The following is a 22,505-nucleotide window of genomic DNA, read 5'->3' as shown; positions in this document are numbered from 1 at the left end:
CGTGGCCCGCCCCCCTCGCCATCGCTCGCGCACCCGCGACTTCGTCACGCCGGAGGGGGTGAACCTGCGCCTGCGGCTGGCGGGCGGATCGGAGCGGGCCATCGCCTTTGCCATCGATGCCGCGATCATCGTCGTAGCGCTCATTACCCTGACGATCCTGGCCTCGGCGGTGTTGTCGGGCGGCGGCGGCGAGGCGGCGGCGATCATCTGGCTGATCGGGTTCTTCCTGCTCCGCAATTTCTGGTTCATCGGGTTCGAGAGCGGTCAGCGCGGCGCGACGCCGGGCAAACGGCTGATGAAACTGCGCGTGGTGGCGCGCGACGGCGCCCGGCTCACCGGCGGGGCGGTCGTCGTGCGCAATGCCATGCGCGAGATCGAGGTGTTCCTCCCCCTGCAATTCCTGGCGGTGGAGGCCGCGACGAGCGATCTCGACGCGCTGATCGGCCTGCTTGGCCTCGCGTGGAGCGGGCTTTTCCTGTTTTTTCCGCTGCTCAATCGCGACCGGATGCGGATCGGCGACCTGCTCGCCGGGACATGGGTGGTGCATGTGCCCGAGGCCCGACTGCTGCCCGATCTCGCCGCGACACAGGATGCGGGGCCACGGCGTCGTTTCGACGAACGCGCGCTCCGGCTTTACGGGATCTATGAATTGCAGACGCTTGAAAAAGTGCTGCGCCAGGGGCGGGAGGACAGCATTTCGCGCGTCGCCGCCACCATTCGGGCCAAGGCGGAAATCCCCGACGATGGCGAGGACGACGCCGCTTTCCTCAACGATTATTATGCCGCGCTCGTCGCCTATCTGGAGAGCGAGCTGGTGATGGGCCGCCCCACCGATACGAAGCATGGGCGGCGGGCAACGTGAACCGCGGGCGTCACTGCCCCTCGGGAATGCGGGCGCGGGCCTGCTTCTCCATTTCCTTCAGTTCGCGCAGCGTCTGATCGAGTGCGACACGCTGCGCCTCAAGCTCCTCGATCCTTTCGGCGCAGCGTTCGGAGAGGCGGCGCATCTGTTCGACATGCTGCGGATCGGCGTCATACAGGTCGAGAAATTCCTCGATCTCCCGGAGCGAGAAACCCAGCCGCTTGCCTCGCAGGATCAGTTGCAGGCGCGCGACATCGCGGCGGGCATACACGCGCGTGCCCCCGACGCGGACCGGCTGCACCAGCCCCTTGTCCTCGTAAAAGCGCAGCGTGCGCGTCGTCACGCCCAGACTGTCGGCGACATCCTGAATGCCGCGCAATGGATTGGTGTCGGCCAAGCTTTCGTTCCCCTCTCCCGCATACCGGAACCCGCGTCCGATCCCGTCCGTTGCCTTGTTGCAGGGTCGCGAGCCGTTTGGGAAGGCGTGTTTTACGATGGCCATTCTCCGCAAAAGTGGGGGGTTGAAAAACCCTGCCCTGATGGTTTACCTATAGGGTAAGCATACGACGCATTGGTTAGCAAGCGGAGAAACCCCGCCGACCCGTGTGCCACGAGTTCGGATCAAAGAGAGGAAATGCAGTGACTGATATCGTCATCGCCGGATATGCCCGGTCCCCCTTCCACCTTGCGAACAAGGGCGATCTGGCCCGCGTGCGGCCCGACGACCTCGCCGCGCAGACGATTCGCGGCCTGATCGAGAAGACCGGCGTGGACGCAGGCAAGGTCGAGGATGTGATCCTGGGCTGCGCCTTTCCCGAGGGCGAGCAGGGTCTGAACGTGGCGCGCATGGTCGTGCTGCTGGCCGATCTTCCGATTTCGGTGGGCGGCATGACGGTGAACCGGTTCTGCGGCTCGTCCATGAGCGCGATCCACATCGCCATGGGGCAGATCGCGATCGGCGCCGGCGATGCCTATATCTGCGCCGGACTCGAATCCATGAGCCGCGTCCCGATGAGCGGGTTTAACCCCTCCCCCAACCCCGCGCTCGCGAAGAAGACCGCCGGCGCCTACATGGGCATGGGCGAGACGGCGGAAAACGTCGCGACGAAATTCGGCATCACCCGCGACGAGCAGGAAGAATTCGCGGTGAAGAGCCAGCAGAAGGCCGCCGCTGCACAGGAAGCCGGCAAGTTCGACGGCGAGATCATCGCGATCGAGGGCAAGCAGGGCACGGTGTCGAAGGACGGCACGATCCGTGGCGGCACCACGAAGGAGGCTCTGTCCGGCCTGAAACCCGCATTCGACAAGGATGGCACGGTCACCGCCGGCACGTCCTCCCCCTCACCGACGGCGCATCGGCGACGCTGGTGTGCAGCCGTGAATTTGCCGAGGCGAACGGGCTCGACATCCTCGCCACGATCAAGTCGGTCGCGATCTCGGGCTGCGAGCCGGAGACGATGGGCCTCGGCCCGATCAACGCGTCGAAAAAGGCGATGGAGCGCGCCGGGATCACCGCCGCCGATCTCGACGTGGTGGAACTCAACGAAGCCTTCGCCAGCCAGGCGATTGCCTGCATCCGCGAGCTGGGGCTGAAGGAAGAGACGATCAACATCGACGGCGGCGCGATCGCGCTCGGCCATCCGCTGGGCGCGACGGGTGCGCGCATCACCGGCAAGGCGGCGCAATTGTTGAAGCGCGAAGGCGGCCGCTACGCGCTCGCCACGCAGTGCATCGGTGGCGGCCAGGGCATCGCAACCGTGCTGGAGCGTGCATGATGGCTGAACATATCAACAAGGTCTGTGTCATCGGCGCGGGCACCATGGGTGCGGGGATCGCGGCGCAAATCGCCAATGCGGGCGTGCCGGTGCTGCTGCTCGACATCGTGAAGGACGGCGAGGCCAATCGCAACGCCATTGCCGAGGGTGCGGTGGCAAAGATGCTGAAGGCCGACCCCGCTCCGTTCATGACGAAATCGGCGGCAAAGCTGGTCGAGACCGGCAATATCGACGACCACCTCGACCGCATCGCCGAGTGCGACTGGATCGTGGAGGCAATCGTCGAGCGGCTCGACATCAAGCAGAAGCTCTACGCCAGGATCGCCGAGGTGAAGAAGGCCGGGACCGCGGTGTCGTCCAACACCTCGACCATTCCGCTGGAAAACCTGGTCGATGGCATGGACGAGCAGTTCCGCCGCGATTTCCTCATCACCCATTTCTTCAACCCGCCGCGCTACATGCGGCTGGTGGAGGTCGTGCGCGGCAAGGCGACCGACGCCGCCACCGCCGACAAGGTGTCCGATTTCCTCGACCGCAAGATGGGCAAGACCGTCGTTGCGGCAAAGGACACGCCCGGCTTCATTGCCAATCGCATCGGCACCTACTGGCTCGCGCTCGCCGTGAATGCCGCGATGGATCAGGGCATCACGGTGGAGGAAGCCGACGCCATCGGCGGCCGCCCGATGGGCGTGCCCAAGACCGGCATTTTCGGCCTGCTCGACCTCATCGGCATCGACCTGATGCCGCTGTTGTCGCAGAGCCTGTCGAGCACGCTTCCGCAAGGCGACCCCTATTTCGACACGGTGCGCGACATGCCGCTGATCGAGAAGATGATCGCCGACGGCTTTACCGGCCGCAAGGGCAAGGGCGGTTTCTACACGCTGAAAAAGGCGACGGGTGGCGGGCGTGAGAAATACGCCATCGATCTCGAGAGCGGCGAATATCGCGCCGCGCGTCCCGCCAGCGTGCCCAAGCATGCGCAAAAGGACCTCACCGCGCTCGTCTCGCTCGACGGGAAGATCGGGCGCTATGCCTGGGAATTGCTGGGCAACGTCTTGTCCTATTCCGCCATGCTGGTGGGCGAGGCCGCGGACAATGTCGTCGCGATCGACGATGCGATGAAGCTCGGATATAACTGGAAGCACGGTCCGTTCGAACTGATCGACCGGCTCGGCCCCGGCTATCTTGCGAAACGCCTGCGCGAGGAAGGGCGCGACGTGCCCGAAATCCTCGATGTGGCGGGCGACCGTCCGTTCTACCGGATCGAGGATGGCAAGCGGCAATATCTGACGGCCGAGGGCGAATATCGCGACATCGTGCGGCCCGAGGGCGTGCTCCTGCTCGAAGATATCAAGCTTGCCTCCAAACCGCTGGCGAAGAACGGCTCGGCGGCGATCTGGGACATTGGCGACGGTGTTCTCGCGCTCGAATTCACGGCGAAGATGAACGCGCTGGACGAGCAGGTCATGAAGATGATCGGCAAGGCCATCGGCATGGTCCGCGATGGGCGCAAGGCGCTCGTCATCTATAACGAGGGCAGCAATTTTTCCGCCGGCGCCAATCTCGGCCTTGCCATGTTCGCGGTGAATATCGCGGCGTGGAGCGAGATCGACAAGCTGATCCGGGCCGGACAGGATGCGTACAAGGCATTGAAATACGCGCCCTTCCCCGTGGTGTCGGCGCCGGCCGGGCTGGCGCTTGGCGGCGGGTGCGAGATCCTGATGCATTCCGACGCGGTGCAGGCCCATGCCGAAACCTATACCGGGCTTGTCGAATGCGGCGTCGGGCTGGTCCCCGGATGGGGCGGCAATGGCGAATATCTCTCCCGCCTGATGAACAGCCCGAAAATGCCGCGCGGCCCGATGCCCGCCCTGTCCAAGGCCTTCGAGACCATCTCCACCGCGCAGGTCGCCAAATCGGCGGCGCAGGCGAAGGAAATGGCGTTCCTGCGGCCCGACGACGGCATCACCATGAACCGGGACCGCCTGCTCGCCGATGCGAAGGCGAAGGCCTTGTCGCTGGTCGATGGCTACACCCCGCCGGAAAAGCCGGTCTATCGCCTGCCGGGCGATACGGGCCGGGCGGCGGTGGATCTCGCCGTCAGCGATTTTCACAAGAAAGGCGTTGCGACCGATTACGATACGGTCGTGGCCAAACGGCTCGCCCACGTGCTGACCGGGGGCGACACCGACATGCAGGACGAGGTCAGCGAAGACCAGCTGCTCAAGCTGGAGCGCGAGGCATTCATGGAATGCGTGCGCGACCCCCGCACGCAGGCCCGGGTCGAGCATATGCTCGAAACCGGCAAGCCCCTGCGCAACTAAGGAAACGACCATGCAGACTTATGAAGCACCCCTTCGCGACATGCGTTTCGTGTTGCACGAATTGTTCACCGATGACGGTTTCGGCGGGATCGCCAAGCATGCCGATTTCGACGACGACCTGCTGAACGCCATCCTCGACGAGGCGGCCAAGACGACGCGCGACATTCTCCTCCCCCTCAACGCCAGCGGCGACCACGAAGGCTGCACGCTCGAAAACGGGGTGGTCCGCACGCCCAAGGGGTTCAAGGACGCCTACGATCAGTTCGTCGAGGCCGGATGGGCCGCGCTCGCCTCCGATCCCGAATGGGGCGGACAGGGCCTTCCCGAACGGATCAACAAGCTGGTCGAGGAGATGATCTGCGCGACCAACCTGTCGTTCAGCCTGTATCCCGGCCTCACCCACGGCGCGACCACCGCGCTGGAGGCGCATGGCTCCGACACGCTGAAGCAGAAATATCTGCCCAAGATGGTGAGCGGCGAATGGTCGGGCACGATGTGTCTGACGGAATCGCATTGCGGTACCGATCTCGGCATGCTGCGCACGAAGGCGGAACCGAACGAGGATGGCAGCTACAACGTCACCGGGGCGAAGATCTTCATCTCGTCCGGCGATCACGACCTTACCGACAATATCATCCACCTCGTGCTGGCCCGCCTGCCCGATGCGCCCAAGGGCGTGAAGGGCATCAGCCTGTTCCTCGTGCCCAAATACCAGGTCGACGAGGAAAACCGCATCGGACCGTCCAATGGCGTGTCCGTCTCCGCGATCGAGCACAAGATGGGCCTCAAGGCGTCGGCCACCTGTCAGCTCAATTTCGACGGGTCGAAGGGCTGGCTCGTGGGCAAGCCGAACAAGGGGCTGGCCGCGATGTTCACCATGATGAACCAGGAACGGCTTTCGGTCGGTATCCAGGGGCTCGGCATCAATGAAATCGCGTATCAGTCCGCGGTTTATTATGCCAAGGACCGCATTCAGGGCCGCAGCCTGTCGGGTGCGAAGAACCCCGATCAGGCCGCCGATCCCATCATCGTGCACCCCGACGTGCGCCGCATGCTGATGACGATGCGCGTCTATGCCGAAGGGTGCCGCGCGCTGGGTCAGTGGACGTCGCGTGCGCTCGACGCGAGCGAACATGCCGACGATCCGGAGGTGAAGGCCCGCGCGACTGATTTCGTCGCGCTGATGACGCCGGTGGTGAAGGCCTTGTTCACCGACCTCGCCTTCGATGCGGCCAACATGGGTATTCAGACCTATGGCGGGCATGGTTACATCGTGGAATCGGGTGTGGAGCAATTCGTGCGCGATGCCCGCATTGCGCAGATCTACGAAGGCACCAACGGCATTCAGGCTCTCGACCTCGTCGGGCGCAAGATGCCGGACCGGATGGGCCGCAACATGCGCCCGTTCTTCCATGCGGTGTCCAACCTGCTGGAGGATATGGCCGGCACGGATGACAAGCTTCTGGCCGGGATGGTCGGCGGGATGCAGCAGGCGTTCGGCGCGTTGCAGCTCACCACCGGCACCATTGCGCAAAAGGGCATGAAGGATCCGGAGGAAGCGGGCGCCGCGGCGACCGATTACCTTCGCATGCTGGGCCTTGTAGGCATGGGCTATTGCTTCCTCAAATCGGCGAAGATCGCGAGCGAACGGCTTGCCGAGGGAACGGGCGATGCGGAGTTCTACAAGAACAAGCTCAATAGCGCGCGCTTCTTCATGGATCGCGTCCTGCCCGAGGTGACGGCGAAATTCCTCGCCATCAAGAGCGGCAAGGATTCCATGATGGCGATGCAGGCCGACGCGTTCTGAACGCGGCTGTCTGACGCTGCCTGTCATTCGGCGCGGGGGCCCCTGACCCTCGCGTCGCGGGCGCGCGGAGCCATTCGCTCCGCGCGCCCTTGTTACGTCTCGGCCTTACGTTCCGGCCTGCCGCGATCGCGTGCGTGCCACCGCATCGTGCCAGCCCTCGATGCGGGCGGCGCGGAGGTCGGCCTTCATGTTCGGCTGAAACGCACGCTCGCGCCGCCGCACATGGGCGAGCGAGGCAAGATCGGGCCATAGTCCCACGCCCAGCCCGGCCAGAAACGCCGCGCCCAGCGCCGTCGTTTCCAGATCGTCCGGCCGGTCCACGGGAACATCCGCAACGTCGGCGATGAACTGACACAGCCAGTCGTTCGCCGCCATCCCCCCGTCGATGCGCAGCACGCGCGGCATGGCGCCGCCATCGTCGCGCATCGCGGTGATGAGATCGAGCGTCTGATACGCCACGGCCTCCAGCGTGGCACGCGCCAGATGCGCGGGCCGCGTGTCGAGCGTGAGGCCATAGATCGCCCCCCGCGCACCCGCGTCCCAATGCGGCGCGCCCAGCCCGGCAAAGGCCGGAACCATGTAGACCCCGTGACTGTCGGGCACGCTTTGCGCCAATGCCTGCGTATCGCCGGCCCGCTCGATCAGCCCGACCCCGTCACGCAGCCATTTCACCGCCGCCCCCGCCGCAAAGATCGACCCCTCCAGCGCATAGGCGGTCCGCCCCGCAATGCGATAGGCCGGCGTGGTCAGCAGGCGATGGCCCGACGTCACCGGCCTATCGCCCGTGTGCAGCAACATGAAGCACCCGGTGCCGTATGTCGCCTTGACCGAACCCACCTCGAAACAGGTCTGCCCGATGAGCGCGGCCTGCTGATCCCCCGCCATGCCGGCAATGGGAACCGGCCGCTCGAACAGGCCGGGCGCGGTGGTGCCGAATGCATGGTCATTGTCGTGGACCGCCGGCAATATCGCCATCGGTATCCCGAAAAGCTGGCAAAGCTCCGCGTCCCAGCATTGGCGATGAATGTCGAACAGCATCGTGCGCGATGCATTGGTGATGTCGGTCTTGTGCACCTGCCCGCCGGTGAGGTGCCACAGGATGAAACTGTCCATCGTGCCTGCGCACAGGTCGCCGCGCTCGGCCCTCTCCCGTGCGCCGGGCACATTGTCGAGGATCCAGGCGATCTTCGTCGCACTGAAATAAGGGTGGATGAGCAGGCCGGTGCGCGCGGTGACGCCCGCGCCATGTCCGTCCTCGACCATCTGTGCGCAGGCGGCGGCGCTGCGCCGGTCCTGCCATACGATGGCGTTGTGGATCGGTTCGCCCGTGTCGCGGTCCCACACCACGCTCGTCTCGCGTTGATTGGCGATGCCGATCGCGGCGATGTCCTCGGCGCAAAGCCCGCTCGCCGCCAACGCCTGACGCGCGGTGTCCAGCGCGTTTTTCCAGATTTCCATCGCATCGTGCTCGACCCTGTCGCGGCCGGGGTAATGCTGAATATGTTCCACCTGCGCCGATGCGAGCGCATGGCCGCGTGCGTCGAACACGATGCTGCGGGTGGATGTCGTGCCCTGATCGATGGCCAGGATATGATCGTTTGCGATTGTGCCGTCTCCCTTGCCGCAGGATGGCGGCGCGCGCGCATGCGGGCAAGCGGTTCGTCGCCATTTGTTCGCACCCCACCTTGGAAAACCATGGGCGAGCGACCAGATGGAGCGTCCCTTTTCCAAACTTTGCAAACAGCCGAGATCCACGATGCAGCGCACCGCCATTTTCGCAAGCCCCATCCCCGCGAGGCACACATGACCGCGCGGCGCCTCCTCTCGCTCCACACCGCGATGCAGGATGATATTGGCGATCTCGTCACGCGCCGCCCGGTGCCCGGCCCCGGCCTGCCGCAGGTCGATCCGTTCCTGTTCCTCAACCACCACGGCCCGCAAACCTACCCGCCGAACAGCGATGGCCTGCCCTTCGGCCCGCATCCCCATCGCGGATTCGAAACGGTGACCTTCATCATCACCGGCAGCCTCGCCCACAGCGACAGCGCGACCGGGGAAAGCATCGTCGAGGCCGGCGGCACGCAATGGATGACCGCCGGGCGCGGTCTCGTTCATGCCGAGCTTTCGCCCGAAAGCTTCAAGAAGAGCGGCGGCCCGGTCGAATTCCTGCAATTGTGGGTCAACCTGCCCGCCCGGCTGAAAATGACGGAGCCGGGCTACATCGGGGCGGACGCGGCGGATATTCCCGACATCGCGATGGCGCCGGGGGTGACATGGCGGCCCGTCTCGGGGCCGGACGGTGCGCCGGTTCAATCGCTGACCGGGGTGGTGGTCGGCACGGTGGAGATGGAGCCGGGCACGCGTGCCACTCTCCCCGCGCCTGCCGGCCGCAACGTGCTGTTCTATACCGTGCGCGGCGCGGCGACCGTCGGCGGCGAGGTGGTTCCCGAATACACCCTCGCCCGGATGAGCGACGGGGACACGGTCGAGGTCGAAAGCACCGACGGGTGCCTGATCCTGTATGGCCATGCCGATCCGATCGGCGAGCCGGTCGTCGCACATGGCCCCTTCGTGATGAACACGCGCGAGGAAATATCGCAGGCGATCCGCGATTATCAGACCGGCGTCATCCGGTAACGCGCGCGGGACGCCCCGCCCGCCATTCGGATAATACCATTGACGAGGGTCGTAATACAGGTAAGCTGTCGCCCATAAGAACGACAAGCGCGTGGGAGAGATTCAATCGCCGCCGCAGCCCGATACGGCGCGGCGGAAGGAGATATCTTCATGGATCGCATCCTGTCACGCCCCCTCCTCCGCATCGCGCCCCGGCATGGCCGCATCGCCGCCGGGCTGTTCGCGATGGCCGCGGCCGGCGCCGCGCCGACGCAGGCTTTCGGCGATGACGATCCGGTCACGCGGCTCGTCCGCTGCGGTGAGGCGAGCTGCCTCATGGTGTCCGGGCGCCGCGACGATCCTGCCGCAATCGTGAAGGTGAACGGGCGCCCCGTGTTCGTCGAGGGCGGCAAGGGATGGAAACTGCGTCTGTCGCTCGACACGCTGCGCGAATGGTCGGACGGGCCCGCGCGCACCATCGCGGTATCGCTCCACGCCCCGGATCGCGGCACGAAGGACGTGGCCATCGTCGACCTGCCCATCGGCGTGCTCGGCGACACGACCGACCTCGACACGTTGAGGGTTCGCGTACGATAACCATGCCCCTTGCGTTTCATGGCCGCGGGCTGCGTGTTGCCAATGGCGGCGCGGCACCCTATATTCCTGCCATCCGCCGAAGAGCGGCGTTTTGATGTTCGCAGGAGAGTATGATGAAAAAAGGCCTTATGGTCATGGCCGCGTGCGCGCTGGCCGGTACCGCATCGACGGCAATGGCCGATCCGTTCGTTCAGGAAAGCGCGACCCTGCAGCTCGACGGGATCAACCTGTCGACCGTAGAGGGACAGCGCAGCCTCGCGATCCGCATGGACGCGGCCGCCAATGCCGTTTGCGGAGAGGGGCTGGACCGTGTGCACCTGAAGCTTCACGCACAGGCCGAGGAATGCCGGGTCGCGGTAAAGCAGGACATTCGCAATCAGATCGAGCAGCGCATGGCCGCACGCGCGACGTCCACCGTTCTGGCTCTGCGCGACTGATCCATGGCCGCGCGTCGGGGCGCATGATCCCGATGCGCGGCGTGGCATTGATCAGTCGCAGGCAAGGGCGGCGCGCCTCGTGACTCTGGCGTCGGAGGCGCGGAACGCGCTTGCGCGGGGCGATCTTGCGGCGGCGTCGCGCGCCGCCGATGCGTTGATCGCCGACAGGCCGGACGATGCGGACGGCTATTTCCTGCTCGGGATTGCCGCAGCAGAAGCAGGCCGGATCGCGAAGGCGGTGCCCCTGCTCGAATCCGCCATCGCACGCGGTGACGATCCCGAACATTGCGCGCAGCTTGCCCGCCTGCTTATCCTGATGCGCCGCGATGGCGATGCCGCGGCCATGGCCCGGCGCGCGCTTGACCTCAACCCACGCGATGCGCGCACCTTCGACACGATCGGTTGCGTGCTGGTCAGGCTGAGCGATCATGCGCGCGCCATCGCGCCCTTCACCGCCGCGGTGGAGGCCGAACCCGACAATCTCGACTATCGCTACAACCTGGCCGCCGCGCTCGGCTTTACAGGCGCGGTCGAGGATGCGCGCGTCCATTACGAGCACGTCCTCGAAATCGATCCTGAAAATGGCCGCACGCATTACGCGCTCGCCATTCTGTCGCGGCAGACGCGCAGCGACAACCATGTCGATCGGCTGAAAATCGCATTGGGCGCGGCGCGGAGCGAGGACGACGCCCTGCGCATCCGCTACGCTTTGGCAAAGGAACTGGAGGATCTCGGCGAGGTCGAAGCGTTTCGCCATCTCGCCGATGCCAATGCCCGGCACGCGCGCAACATCCGTTACGATTTCGCGCAGGACGCCGCGATCTTCGACGCGATCGAAGAATGCTTTGCCGATGGCGGCGGCCATGGTGCGGGACAGCCGATGGGGAGCCGCGCCCCCCTCTTCGTCGTGGGCATGCCTCGGACCGGCACGACTTTGGTCGACCGGATCCTGTCGTCGCATCCCGACGTCGTCTCCGCCGGGGAGTTACAGGCGATGCCGCTCGGCGTAAAACGGTTGAGCCAGACGGCGTCGCGCGTCATCATCGACCCCGACACCATCCGCGCGAGACGGCATATCGACCCCGCGCAACTCGCCAGCCGTTACATGGCACAGGCGCAGCATCACCGGATGGACGACACGCGGCGTTTCGTCGACAAGCTGCCCGCCAATTTCCTGTATATCGGGCATATCGCGCGCAGTTTCCCCGACGCACCGATCGTGTGCCTCCGCCGCAATCCGATGGACACGGTGTGGAGCAATTTCAAGAATCTGTTCGCCAGCCGCTCGCCCTATTACGCCTATTCCTACGACCTGATGGCGACGGCGCGATATTATGCGCGGTTCGACCGGCTCATGCGGTTTTGGGATCGCGTCTTTCCCGGCCGTATCCTGCAATTGTCGTATGAGGCGCTCGTGACGGCGCAGGAAGCCAGCACGCGGGAGCTGCTGTCGTTTTGCGGGCTGGAGTGGGACGCGGCGTGCCTGTCCTTTCACGAGAACAAGGCCGCCGTCGCGACGCCCAGCGCGGCGCAGGTCCGCCGCCCGATCAATAGCGACGGCATGGGCAAATGGCGAACCCATGCCGCCGCCCTGGAACCGGTCCGCCGCTGGTTCGAGGACCAGGGGATCGAAACCGGTTAACGGGCGGGACCGGCGCCCGACGCGCCGCCCCGCCCATCCGGATCAGAACTTCACCCGGCCCTCGATCCCGACGGTCCGGGGATTGAGCACGACCTGGCGGTAATAGCGCACGGCGACGCCATCGTTGATACCGATGCGCGACCGGTCGTTCGCGACCGACACGATGGCATATTCATCGAAGATGTTGTTCGCGAACAGGCCGATGCTGAACCTGTCGGTATCGTAGGTGAGCCGGGCGCGATGCGTGACATAGCTCGGGATCAGCTCGCCATAGGCCCGCTCCCATCCCAGCCGCGACACCACGTCGCCGCGATACACCGTGGTCCAGTTCGCGATGAGATCGCCGCTCACCAAAGGCTGTACGTAGGTGGCGCCGATGCTGCCCGCATTCTTCGCCGATCCGGGCAGCCGGTCGCCGTCCATCGCATCGAGCTGTACGAAACGGTTCGAATAATCGCCCGGCGTCTCGCGAATGGTCAGGATGCCGGGAATATCCTCGGTCAGCCGCGCATCGGTGTAGGAGTAATTCCCCTGGATCGACAGGCCGCGCACCGGGCGAAGCTGAAACGAGGCTTCGAACCCTTCGGACTTGGCTTTGCCGCCGTTCACCGTGATGCCGGTCGCGCCATAGAGCGTGGCGGAATCCACCTGGATGCCATCCCACTTGATCTGGAACACGTTCAAATTGAGCGACAGCATCCGGTCGAACAATTGCGTGCGAACGCCCAGTTCCAGGTTCTTCGTCGTGTCCGGGCCGTATTGCAGCTCGTCCGGAAGCGCGCAGATGATCTGCTGTCCGGGCTGAATATCGGCGGGGCACGGCGCGACGCGGTTCGGCCCGCCAATGCGATAGCCCTTGCTATACGTGCCGTAGACCATGAGGTCGGGCGTGAATTCGTAGCTGCTGTTGAATTTCCAGACCCAGCCATCCTGCCCGGCCTGCCCGCCATTGGTAAGCAGGTCGTAAGGGCTGAGCGGATCGCCGAGCAGCGGGAGCGCGGCCGCACCCGAAATCTCCGACTCGTAGTCGAAATATCGCGTGCCGGCCGTAACCTGAAATTCCGGCGTGATTTCGAGCGTCGCTTCGCCGAAGACCGCCTTTTCCGTAACCTCGGAGGTGATGTAGCTCACATATTCGAGCGCCTCGGGATTGTCCGGCCCGACCCAGGGGTGGTTGGGAACGCGTTCGGCATAATCGCTCTGATACTTGTTCTCGTTGAAGAACCCGCCGAGCACCCAGCTCAAGGGGCCGCCGTGGCTGGAGACGAAGCGGATCTCGGCGTTCTTCTGCTTTCGCTCGTTGATCGATTCGGTGTAGCCGGCGAACGCGGGAAAGAGCTCGTAATCGTAGTCGAGATCGAGCAGCAGATCGGTCACATCGGCCTGCCCTTCGAAATTCACCTCGGTATAGGCGCCGGTCGCGACGATATCGACGAAATCGCCGATATTCGCATTGACCTCCGCACTCGCCAGATGCGCATTGCGGGAGATCGGCTCGATAAAGCGGCTCGCGTTTTCATAGCGCCCGGTGCCCAGCACGCCAAAGCTGTTCGCCTGTGCGCCGTCGGTATCCGTCTTCTGATAGGCGTAGGTGAGGATGAGTTTCAGATCCTCAGTCGTCTGGAACAGAAGCTGGTTGCGCGTGGTGAACGTCCGCTCGAAGTTCAGATCTTCTGCACGGCGCAGGTTTTCGGCAAAGCCTTCCTGCGTGACGCCATTGGGCCCGTCCGGCTGCGGCAATGACACGCCCGGTTCCTGCACCAGCAGCGGATAATCGATGAAACCGGGATCGAAATAGTAACCGGTCGCCGAACGAAACGCGACGTGATCGCGCACGATGGGAATGTTGACCATGCCGTCGGCCTGGTAGCCAAAATCATCGCTGTGGCTCTTGGCATAGGCGCGGCCGTGGAACTCACCCTCGAATCCGGTGACATCGGGGCGGTTGGGGATATAGCGGATCGCACCGGCCAGCGTGCCCAGACCGTACAACGTGCCCTGCGGGCCGAGCAGGGTTTCGACGCGGTCGATATCGATCAGCTTGAAATCGTAGAACAGCGGCACTTCGCCGAGATAAATGCCCAGCGAATCGTCATAGCCCGCACCGAAATCGTCGACCCCCGACGCATTCAGCCCGCGCAGCACGATCGAACCCGTCGATCCCGGCCCGGTGTCCGAAATGGTCATGCCGGGCGTGAAATCGGCGATGTCGCGGACATCCTCGATCTGCTTGCTGGCGAGCTCCTCTGCATCGATGGCGGAAATATTGATCGGCGTGTCCTGAATCGTGGTGCTGCGCCGGGTGCCGGTCACGACGATCGCGCCGTCGATCGTATCGGCATAGGTATCGCCCGCCGGTTCGTTGATCATCGTGCCCGCGTTTGCATCCTGTGCCGAGGCGTGGGCGGCGTGGCCCGCCATGGCGAGCACGGTCGCCGAAAGAAGGGCGGATCTGAAGGTCTGGCGTTTGGTCATGGTTTTCCCCCTGTCAGGTGTAAGATCCCGCGCGCGATCGCGCGTCGATGATTGGTGTAGAAAGGGACCGCCCCGCGTTCCGTCATGGCAGGGCAGCCGGTCGTCATCCGCGTGCCGCAACGCGCGCCCGGAACAGGGCACGTGCCGCCGTTCGCGCCGCCCGCATCAGCCCGGCGGCAGACCGCGGTGGAGCGGACGCAGACGGCGGACGATGGCCGCGCCGGTCCGCCTGCCGCGCGGCGGGCGCGAACAGCCCGGCGGCGCGGGGATGGGCAAGGGATGCGGAATTTTTCTGATCGGGCAGATGCACGAGAAACCTCCGTATCAAGCCGGGCATATGCCCGGCCGGGTGGATCCTCTCGCTCTCGGTCAGACGCTCTTGCGGCGTCTCTCGATACGCTACAGATATTACGAAATGCGTCAAGCGTATTAATTTGTGAAATGCACGGTAACGAATGCCTCGATGACCGGGCGCGACATTAACCGATGCAAAACCGGGGGTTACCCGACAGAATTGCAAAGTGCATCGCGCCGCGAACCGGAATTTCCGGGGGTTCAGTCCGGCCTGCTCCACCAGGAAAGCGTCTGATTGTCGTGGGCGCTGGTCCATACGCCATCGGGGGTGTAGCGGATCGCCCCGCTGCCCGCCGGTTCGCCGAGGCGAGCAGTCACGTTCATGGTCACCGGATCGATGACGGCGAACACCTGGTCCTCCGTCGTGCGGAGCCAGACCAGCCCGCCGCCCACGTCGATATCGCCATAGGCCAGCGTCTCGCCGACCTTCACCCTGTCGGTGATGGCGAGCGTTGCGGGGTCGACGCGCGCGACCGTGCCGTCGCCCTGTTCCTGCACCCAGACGGCCCCCTCCCCCGCGGCGAGGAAGCCGGGCTGCAGCCCGAGCGCGACGGTGCCGACGACCGCATTGCTGTCGGGGTCGATCTTCTGCAACGTGCGGGCATCGCTGCTCACCGCCCAGAGCGCGTCATGCCCGTAGGCGAGGAAGAACGTGCCGGGATTGACCGGAATGCGTGCGACGATCGCGCCCGTTTCGGGATCGAGCCGCGCGATTTCGCCGCTCGCCGCGCTCGGCACCCAGACGGATCCTGCGCCGGCAACGACATTCGTTTCGCCCTTGGGATTGGCGATGCCGGTCGCGATCATCTGCTCCACCGTCGCGGTCGCGGTGTCGATGCGGTAGAGATTGGCATCGGGGCAATTCGCGACCCAGAGCGATCCCGCCGCCACCGCCATCGTCCCGCACGGGCGCGGCACGGTCACGCTGGCAAGCTTTTCCGTGCGCGACCATTGCTCGACCCGCCCGTCATTCGTGACCCAGACCGTATCGCCATCGACGGCGAGGAAATCGGCAAAGCCGGGCACGCTCAATTCCCGTTCGACCAAAGCTGGTGCGGCGTCCGGGCCGGGCGCGCCTGTCGTTACGCATCCTGTCGTCGCGGCGAACAGGGCGGCGGTCACCATGGTGCGTTTCATGCAAATCTCCTGTCTTCGCGCCAGCGCGCATCATTCGTAGCGATAGGGGTAGCGGTCGATGGTCGTCGTGCTGCGCGACTGGTTGCACAGGTACACCGTGCCGGTGAAATAGATGCCGGGCTCGGTAATCCCCTTCGCATATTCGTAGGTTTCGCGAAGCTGTGCGACGGTCATCTGCACCGGCGCCTCATCCGGTTGATAGGTGAGACCGTAGGGGTAATCCTCGCCCGTCTCGCTCATTTCGACATGGCAGCCCATCACATGCGCGACCGGGTGCGTGTCGCAAAAATCGATCAGCCGCTTCATGCTGTCGAACCACGGCTCCCAGAAGCTGATGTAGCAGCGCCCGCGATAGAACATGTCGCCGGTATAGAGGATCTGCGTATAGCTGTCGTAATAGGCGAATTCCGAAATCACGTGGCCGGGCGAGCCCCAGATAAGGATCTCCCGCCCGCCGAGGTCGAGCGTCACGCGCTCTTCGGGAAAATTCGTCATCCCCCAGAAACCCAGCATTTCTTCGTGGGTGAGGCCCATGTATCGCGTATTCGGGCGGTCGGCGAACTGATTGACCGCGGCGTAATGGTCGGCGTGCAGATGGCTGAACGCGACGAGCAGTTCCATCGCGGCCGGATTGCGGCGGTTGCGGCGGCACCATTGTTCGATGCAATCGTCGACGACGGCGCGGTAATCGCAATCGTTGCGAAGCTGGACGTAGCCCTCGTCGAGCAGCAGCACCCTGTCGTTCCCGAAATAGAGCGGGGCGAACGGCGCTTCGTAGCTATAGGCCTTGTTCTGCCGCAGGATCGCGGTGTGCTCGTTATACCAGTGTACCTGAATCGGGGGATCGGTGTTGTCCATCGCGGACGGCGATCCGCAGATCCAGCGGTCGGGAAATGCCCCCGGTGCGGGGCCGTCGACGGTGAAATTCACCGGCGGGCCGTCATGCGAAACACTCGCGCCATACGCCTTTCCGGCAATGGTGAGCGGCACGGCCGCGGCGGCGTTATAGGCAAGGAAGGTGCGACGATCCATCGGCGGATCCTTTCGTGCGGGCAATGGCGTTCAGAACGGGTGCGGCGGATTGATCTTCGGCACGCCCTCGGGCCAGTTGGACGTGCGCTGATCCGGGCTGACCCCGTTCATCAGCACGAAATCGGGCCGGATCAGCATCGTGTCCCGCCCCTGCACCGCCCGCGCGTGGGTCAGCGCCTCGTCAATGAGCGCGGGCTCCATCTGCAAAACCCGCTCATACGGCTTGAACGTGGCGAAGCGCGGGTAATAGCGGCCCGGCACGAACATCATCTCGACATGGCCGCCCATCACCCATTTCACCGGCTGACTGCCGGCAAACGCGGACAGACGTTCGAGCGAGGCGACAAAATCGCGATCGTTGCCGATGTTGATCTTGCCGGGATAGAGGAGGTCGCCGGTAAACAGGAAATCGGTATAGGGATCGTAAAAGCTGACCCCGTCGCGATGCGCGCCGGGCGTCGGCAGGACGGTGATGACCCGGTCGCCGAGGTCGATGGCCGCCGACCCGCCGGGCCAGTTTTCGGCGAGTCCGTAATGCCCCTTCATCGCGGCGAAGGGCGGCGGGACGATCGTCGTATCGGCGCGCCCGGCGAATTGTTTCAGGCCCTGGTTCTGCGCGACATCCTCACCAGAGGTCAGCGCGATGGTGAGCGGCACCCGCCGCCGCCCACGCGCCTGCGCCCAGCGTTCGATCACGGCATCGACGGTCTTGCGCAGCGGATAATGCGCGGCGTTGGCGGTCGCCCCGGTATCGATGAGCAGCGCGCCGGCATTGCCGAACAGCAGATAGGTGAACGGCGCCTCCCAATGGACGCAGACATTCTGCCGCAGGATGAAGCTGTCCTCGTTATATTGCAGGACATGAACGCGCGGATCCTGATTCTTCGCCGCAATGTTGGAGCCGTGGATCCAGCGAAACGCGATCTGTCCCGGGGCCGGCCCGTCGCAAGCGTAATCGTGCATGACCGGCGCGCGGGGCGGGCGCGGGACGGCGCTGTCGGTGTTGCGCACCGCCGCGCGGTTGTAGGGAAGATCGGGATTGCCATTGGGATAGGCGCGTGTCGCGGTCGATTCCACGATGGTCGTCGTGATCGGCTTTGCCGTATCGGTCTGGGGCATCGTCATCCTTTCGAACCGCCGCGCGGGCGGCGTTGAACGCATGCCGTTTCAAGACGCCCCCTCCCCGGACATCGCACGCGGCGCTCTCTTGCCAAAGCGCCGCATGTGACGAGGACTATACCGATATTACGAATACGATCAACAGTAATATTTGGCATGGACAAGCCCGCGCGATCGCGCAATGCTGCAAGCGCGAAAGGAGACGAATCATGATCAACCGTATCCGTACCGCGGGGAACATCGTCGCAATTGCCGGTGCCCTCGTGCTGGCCTCGTGTTCGTCGCCGGAGGAGCCCGCCGGTCCGCGCACCGATTTCGACATTGGCTGGTCGATCTATGCCGGGTGGATGCCTTGGCCCTATGCACAGCAGGCCGGGATCGTCGACAAATGGGCCGACAAATACGGCCTCGACATCGAATTCGTGCAGGTGAACGATTACGTGGAATCGGTGAACCAGTACACCGCCGGCAAGCTCGACGGCGTGACGGTCGCGAACATGGACGCGCTCACCATTCCCGCCGCGGGGGGCAAGGATACCACCGCCGTCATCATCGGCGATTATTCGAACGGCAACGACGGCATATTGCTCAAGGGTAATGACCGGCTCGGCGCGATCCGGGGCAAGGACGTGCATCTCGTCGAATTGTCGGTGTCGCATTACCTGCTGGCGCGCGGGCTGGAAACGGCGGGCCTGCCGATGACGGCGGTCAACACGATCAACACGGCGGATGCGGACATCGCCGGTGCCTTCACCGCGCCCGAGATCAAGGCCGCCGTGGCCTGGAACCCGCAGCTTTCCACGATGAAGGACACGCCCGGCACCAACATGGTGTTCAGCTCGTCCGATATTCCGGGCGAGATTCTCGACCTGCTGGTGGTCGATACGACCACGCTGAAATCCAATCCGAACCTCGGCAAGGCGCTGGCCGGAATCTGGTACGAGACGATGGCCCTGATGAAGCGGCAGGACGCCGAGGGCAAGGCCGCCCGCGATGCCATGGCCAAGATGGCGGGCACCACGCCGGAGGTGTTCGAGGGACAGCTCGCCACGACGTTCCTCTACGACACGCCGCAGGCCGGCGTCGCCGCGGCGCGTTGGCCCGCGCTGGTCAAGACGATGCAGCGGGTGCGCGATTTCAGCTTTTCCCAGGGGCTGTTCGGTCAGGGCGCACGTTCCGCCGATGCGGTCGGCATGGCATTCCCCGGCGGCAAGACGCTCGGCAATGCGCAGAACGTGACGCTGCGTTTCGACGACAGCTTCATGCAGATGGCGGCCGACAATGCGCTGTGATCGCGCGGGCATGACGGGGGGCCGCCGCTGATGCGATGGGTCAACCGCAGGCTCGGGCGGGGGCACGCCATCATGATGGGCGCATTGCCGATCGCGCTGCTGTTGCTGCTCTACCTGCTCCTCGCCGCCGACCGGCACGCGATCAACCCGGCGGACAAGATCCTACCGCTGCCGGGGCAGATGGTCGATGCGATGGCGGCGCTGATCCTCGAACGCGATCCGCTTTCGGGCGGGCGCCTGTTCTGGGACGATACCTTCGCCAGCCTGACGCGGCTTGCCATCGGGCTTTTGATTTCGACCGCTTCGGCGCTTCTGGCCGGGCTGGTGCTGGGCATATTGCCGACGGTGCGCGCGACATTCGGTCCGCTGGTGACGGGCATTGCCGTCATTCCGCCGATCGCGCTGCTGCCGGTGTTGTTCATCGCGTTCGGGCTGGGCGAAACGGCGAAGGTCGCGCTCATCGTCATCGGCATCGCGCCGTTCATGATCCGCGACATCGCCGCCCATATCGCCGCCCTGCCCCGCGAACAGATCATCAAGGCACAGACACTGGGCGCCAATAGCTGGCAGGTGATGATCCGCGTCGCTCTCCCGCAGGCGATGCCCCGGCTCATCCATGCGGTGCGGCTTTCGCTCGGCCCGGCATGGGTGTTCCTGATTTCCGCAGAGGCGATCGCGGCGGACGTGGGGCTTGGCTATCGCATCTTTCTGGTGCGGCGCTATCTGTCGATGGACATCATCCTGCCTTACGTGGCGTGGATCGCGCTGCTCGCCGTGACGATGGACCTGCTGCTCACGCAGGCGAGCCGCCGCATGTTCCCCTGGGCCCATGGAGCAGGACATTGAGCGCGCTGCTGAGCCTCCGCAATATCTGGGTCGAATATGGCGACAAGATCGTGCTGGAGAATGTCTCGCTCGACATTGCGCACCGGTCCTTCGTGTCGATCATCGGCCCCTCGGGCGCGGGCAAGAGCAGCCTGCTGCGCGTGATACTGGGACAGGAGGCACCGACGCGCGGCTCCATCCTCCTCGATGGAGAGGCGCTTGCCCCCGAATGCGGGCCGGATCGCGGGGTCGTGTTTCAACGCTATTCGGTGTTCGCGCATCTCTCCGCGCTGGGCAATGTGATGTTCGGCCTCGAATGCGCGCAGGCCCCCTTTGCCGCCCGTCTGTTCGGTGCGGGCAAGCGGGCCGCGCGTGAGCAGGCGGAGGAGATGCTCGACGCGGTGGGGCTGAAGGATGCGATGCAACTTTACCCTGCCGAAATGTCGGGCGGGATGCAGCAGCGGCTCGCCATTGCGCAGGCGCTCATCAAACGGCCGCGGATCCTGTTGCTGGACGAACCGTTCGGCGCGCTCGACCCCGGTATCCGCGCGGACATGCATGCGCTCATCACCCGGCTGTGGAACGAATATGCGCTGACCGTGATCATGGTCACCCATGACCTGAAGGAAGCGTTCACGCTCGGCACGCGGGTTCTCACGCTCGACAAGCGCCGCCACGATCCGCACGCGCCGCACCGTTTCGGCGCCACGGCGGTCTACGATCTGGCGCTGTCGAAGAAGGATCCGGCGGCGCTGGAAGATCGCAGCGAGGACCGGGCGGAGCTGCCGGTGAACGAAACCAGCAGTATTACGATTGACAATAAACGTAATAATTGAGAAAGAGGTCGCATGAGTTCCGATTCCAACAATCTGGCGCGTCTGAGCATGAGCCTGCCCGCCGAATTGTTCCGTCAGCTCGACATGATGGTGGAGGAGCGCGGGCTGCCGTCGCGCTCGCAGCTCATCGCCGAACTGATCCGCCACGCCCTCGCGGAGCATGAGGCGCAGTTCCGCCCGGACGACATGCTCGCGGGCACGATCACCCTTGTTTACCGCGGCAATCGCGGGCGCGTGCGGCAACAACTCGCCGAAACGCAGGCGGATTATCTGAAGGAAGTCATCTCCTCGCAGCATGTCTTCCTCGAAGATGACCAGTCGCTGGAGGTGTTGCTCGTGCAGGGGCCGGCGATGCGGCTCGAGGAGTTGTGCGATGCCTTGCGCAGCATTCGCGGCATCAATCAGCTTCAGCTCGTCACCACGACCGCGCTGCTCCCGCCCCTGCACGAACTGGACACGCCGGAATGGGCCGCATCCGCCGATGCGCCGGAGCCCGCCGCGAAAGGACGCAAGGCAAAAAACAAGGACGCGAAGGTATGACAACCAATCTCGCCAACCCGATGGCCGCGCGCGACCATGCGCGCGCCATGGCCGGAACCGTTGCGGAGGCCATGCCGATCATCCCGCCCGTCGCCGACGACCTGCCCGATGGCGTCGATGCGGGCGACCTGGTGTGGGAGGAAACGATCGCGGCGGGCGGCTATGCGACCCGCGTGCTGAAACGCGGGACGCGGCTGCGGCTGGTCGATATTGGCGGCGATGCCTGCGCCTCGCTGCTGCTCTACAATGCGGACATGCCGACGGAGCGGCTGAACGTTGCCGATACGGTAAAGGTGCAGTGGAACGCCTATCTCGCCTCCGGGCGGCTGCTCCTGTCCGACATGGGCCGCGTGCTGATGAGCGTGATCGAGGATGGCGCCGGCACGCATGACACGTTTTGCGGCACGTCGAACGCGGCCACCAACGCGGCGAAATATGGCGAGGGGCGCAACAGCGGCCCCACCCCCAACGGGCGCGACCGGCTCATCCTCGGCTCGGCCAAGCACGGGCTGACGCGGCGGGACGTGCACCCGTGCGTGAACCTGTTCAAGGGCACGCGGATCGGGAAGGACGGGACCATCACCCCGCAGGTCGGCCCGTTCGAGAAAGGCCGCGAAATCGTGATGCGCGCCGAGATGGACGTGATCGTCGTGCTGGCCAATTGCGCCCACGTGCTCGACCCGCGCGCGGAATGGAGCGTGACCCCGCTGCGCGCGACGGCGTGGCGCGGTGCCCCCGCCCCCGCCGACGACCCGGTGCGCAACGCCACGCCCGAAGGATTGCGCGCGTTTCAGAACGTCGAAGACTACTACCGCCGCTGAACGGCGCTGCTGAT

At 64.9% G+C, this 22,505-nt stretch carries 18 protein-coding genes and 1 pseudogene; 13 read left to right on the top strand and 6 right to left on the bottom strand.

Annotated features, from left to right (window positions below; all coding sequences use genetic code 11):
• The first annotated feature begins 1 nt into the window (after position 1).
• On the top strand, positions 2–862 hold the full coding sequence (locus tag JD971_RS13350) for an RDD family protein (RefSeq protein WP_236672095.1): 861 nt from the start codon (positions 2–4) through the stop codon (positions 860–862).
• A gap of 10 nt (positions 863–872) precedes the next feature.
• Here JD971_RS13350 and JD971_RS13345 read toward each other — a convergent pair whose 3' ends face one another.
• Entirely contained in the window at positions 873–1,259 is a 387-nt protein-coding gene (locus JD971_RS13345; RefSeq protein WP_236672094.1) for a MerR family DNA-binding transcriptional regulator, read from the bottom strand.
• A gap of 242 nt (positions 1,260–1,501) precedes the next feature.
• On the opposite strand from JD971_RS13345, the pseudogene JD971_RS13340 reads away from it, so the two are divergent.
• From JD971_RS13340 to JD971_RS13330, 3 genes and pseudogenes are all read left to right on the top strand, one after another.
• Positions 1,502–2,637 (top strand): annotated as a pseudogene (locus JD971_RS13340) (acetyl-CoA C-acyltransferase).
• Positions 2,637–4,961 carry a 3-hydroxyacyl-CoA dehydrogenase/enoyl-CoA hydratase family protein gene (locus JD971_RS13335; RefSeq protein ID WP_202087669.1) on the top strand — a complete coding sequence of 775 codons (2,325 nt, stop codon included), beginning with the start codon at positions 2,637–2,639 and terminating at the stop codon, positions 4,959–4,961. The pseudogene JD971_RS13340 and the gene JD971_RS13335 overlap by 1 nt, the downstream one beginning before the upstream one ends.
• 10 nt (positions 4,962–4,971) lie before the next feature.
• Positions 4,972–6,768 carry an acyl-CoA dehydrogenase C-terminal domain-containing protein gene (locus JD971_RS13330; protein WP_202084134.1) on the top strand — a complete coding sequence of 599 codons (1,797 nt, stop codon included), beginning with the start codon at positions 4,972–4,974 and terminating at the stop codon, positions 6,766–6,768.
• Positions 6,769–6,873: 105 nt separating this feature from the next.
• Here the strand turns inward: JD971_RS13330 and glpK are convergent, their stop codons facing one another.
• A complete protein-coding gene (gene glpK / locus JD971_RS13325) occupies positions 6,874–8,373 on the bottom strand; it encodes a glycerol kinase GlpK (protein WP_256435314.1) in 1,500 nt (499 codons plus the stop codon).
• Positions 8,374–8,571: 198 nt separating this feature from the next.
• On the opposite strand from glpK, the gene JD971_RS13320 reads away from it, so the two are divergent.
• The 4 genes from JD971_RS13320 to JD971_RS13305 all read left to right on the top strand — a co-directional run bounded on the left by JD971_RS13320 (position 8,572) and on the right by JD971_RS13305 (position 12,060).
• Complete coding sequence (locus JD971_RS13320) at positions 8,572–9,405, top strand: pirin family protein (RefSeq protein WP_202084129.1); 834 nt, start codon at positions 8,572–8,574, stop codon at positions 9,403–9,405.
• 150 nt (positions 9,406–9,555) lie between these two features.
• On the top strand, positions 9,556–9,981 hold the full coding sequence (locus JD971_RS13315; RefSeq protein WP_202084127.1) for a hypothetical protein: 426 nt from the start codon (positions 9,556–9,558) through the stop codon (positions 9,979–9,981).
• Between the two features lie 113 nt (positions 9,982–10,094).
• Entirely contained in the window at positions 10,095–10,418 is a 324-nt protein-coding gene (locus tag JD971_RS13310) for a UrcA family protein (RefSeq protein ID WP_202084125.1), read from the top strand.
• A gap of 79 nt (positions 10,419–10,497) precedes the next feature.
• Positions 10,498–12,060 (top strand): sulfotransferase, encoded by a 1,563-nt coding sequence (locus JD971_RS13305; RefSeq protein ID WP_202084123.1) that lies wholly within the window; start codon positions 10,498–10,500, stop codon positions 12,058–12,060.
• Between the two features lie 42 nt (positions 12,061–12,102).
• On the opposite strand, the gene JD971_RS13300 is transcribed toward JD971_RS13305, so the two are convergent.
• The 4 genes from JD971_RS13300 to JD971_RS13285 form a co-directional block, all read right to left on the bottom strand.
• Positions 12,103–14,535, bottom strand: a complete 2,433-nt coding sequence (locus JD971_RS13300; protein WP_202084121.1) for a TonB-dependent receptor — start codon at positions 14,533–14,535, stop codon at positions 12,103–12,105.
• 555 nt (positions 14,536–15,090) lie between these two features.
• A complete protein-coding gene (locus JD971_RS13295) occupies positions 15,091–16,026 on the bottom strand; it encodes a YncE family protein (protein ID WP_202084119.1) in 936 nt (311 codons plus the stop codon).
• 30 nt (positions 16,027–16,056) lie between these two features.
• Positions 16,057–17,058: an MBL fold metallo-hydrolase gene (locus JD971_RS13290; RefSeq protein WP_202084117.1), complete on the bottom strand. Its 1,002-nt coding sequence runs from the start codon at positions 17,056–17,058 to the stop codon at positions 16,057–16,059.
• Between the two features lie 30 nt (positions 17,059–17,088).
• Complete coding sequence (locus JD971_RS13285) at positions 17,089–18,177, bottom strand: MBL fold metallo-hydrolase (RefSeq protein ID WP_202084115.1); 1,089 nt, start codon at positions 18,175–18,177, stop codon at positions 17,089–17,091.
• Between the two features lie 209 nt (positions 18,178–18,386).
• Between JD971_RS13285 and JD971_RS13280 the strand changes: the two genes are divergently transcribed.
• From JD971_RS13280 to JD971_RS13260, 5 genes are read left to right on the top strand one after another with little or no spacing between them, the layout of a single operon-like run.
• A complete protein-coding gene (locus tag JD971_RS13280) occupies positions 18,387–19,469 on the top strand; it encodes a putative urea ABC transporter substrate-binding protein (RefSeq protein ID WP_202084113.1) in 1,083 nt (360 codons plus the stop codon).
• A 30-nt stretch (positions 19,470–19,499) separates the two neighbouring features.
• Positions 19,500–20,315 (top strand): ABC transporter permease, encoded by an 816-nt coding sequence (locus JD971_RS13275; RefSeq protein ID WP_202084111.1) that lies wholly within the window; start codon positions 19,500–19,502, stop codon positions 20,313–20,315.
• The gene (locus tag JD971_RS13270) at positions 20,312–21,130 is read left to right on the top strand and encodes an ABC transporter ATP-binding protein (RefSeq protein WP_202084109.1); all 819 of its coding nucleotides are present in this window, start codon (positions 20,312–20,314) and stop codon (positions 21,128–21,130) included. The genes JD971_RS13275 and JD971_RS13270 overlap by 4 nt, the downstream gene beginning before the upstream one ends.
• 12 nt (positions 21,131–21,142) lie before the next feature.
• On the top strand, positions 21,143–21,670 hold the full coding sequence (locus JD971_RS13265; protein ID WP_202084107.1) for a CopG family ribbon-helix-helix protein: 528 nt from the start codon (positions 21,143–21,145) through the stop codon (positions 21,668–21,670).
• The gene (locus JD971_RS13260; RefSeq protein WP_202084105.1) at positions 21,667–22,491 is read left to right on the top strand and encodes an urea amidolyase associated protein UAAP1; all 825 of its coding nucleotides are present in this window, start codon (positions 21,667–21,669) and stop codon (positions 22,489–22,491) included. The genes JD971_RS13265 and JD971_RS13260 overlap by 4 nt, the downstream gene beginning before the upstream one ends.
• The last annotated feature ends 14 nt before the right edge of the window (positions 22,492–22,505 follow it).

Source organism: Croceicoccus sp. YJ47 (genome assembly GCF_016745095.1).
In the GTDB taxonomy this organism is placed as follows: domain Bacteria; phylum Pseudomonadota; class Alphaproteobacteria; order Sphingomonadales; family Sphingomonadaceae; genus Croceicoccus.
The sequence above is the reverse complement of the archived record's forward strand: the minus strand, read 5'-3'. Positions and strand labels throughout refer to the sequence as shown.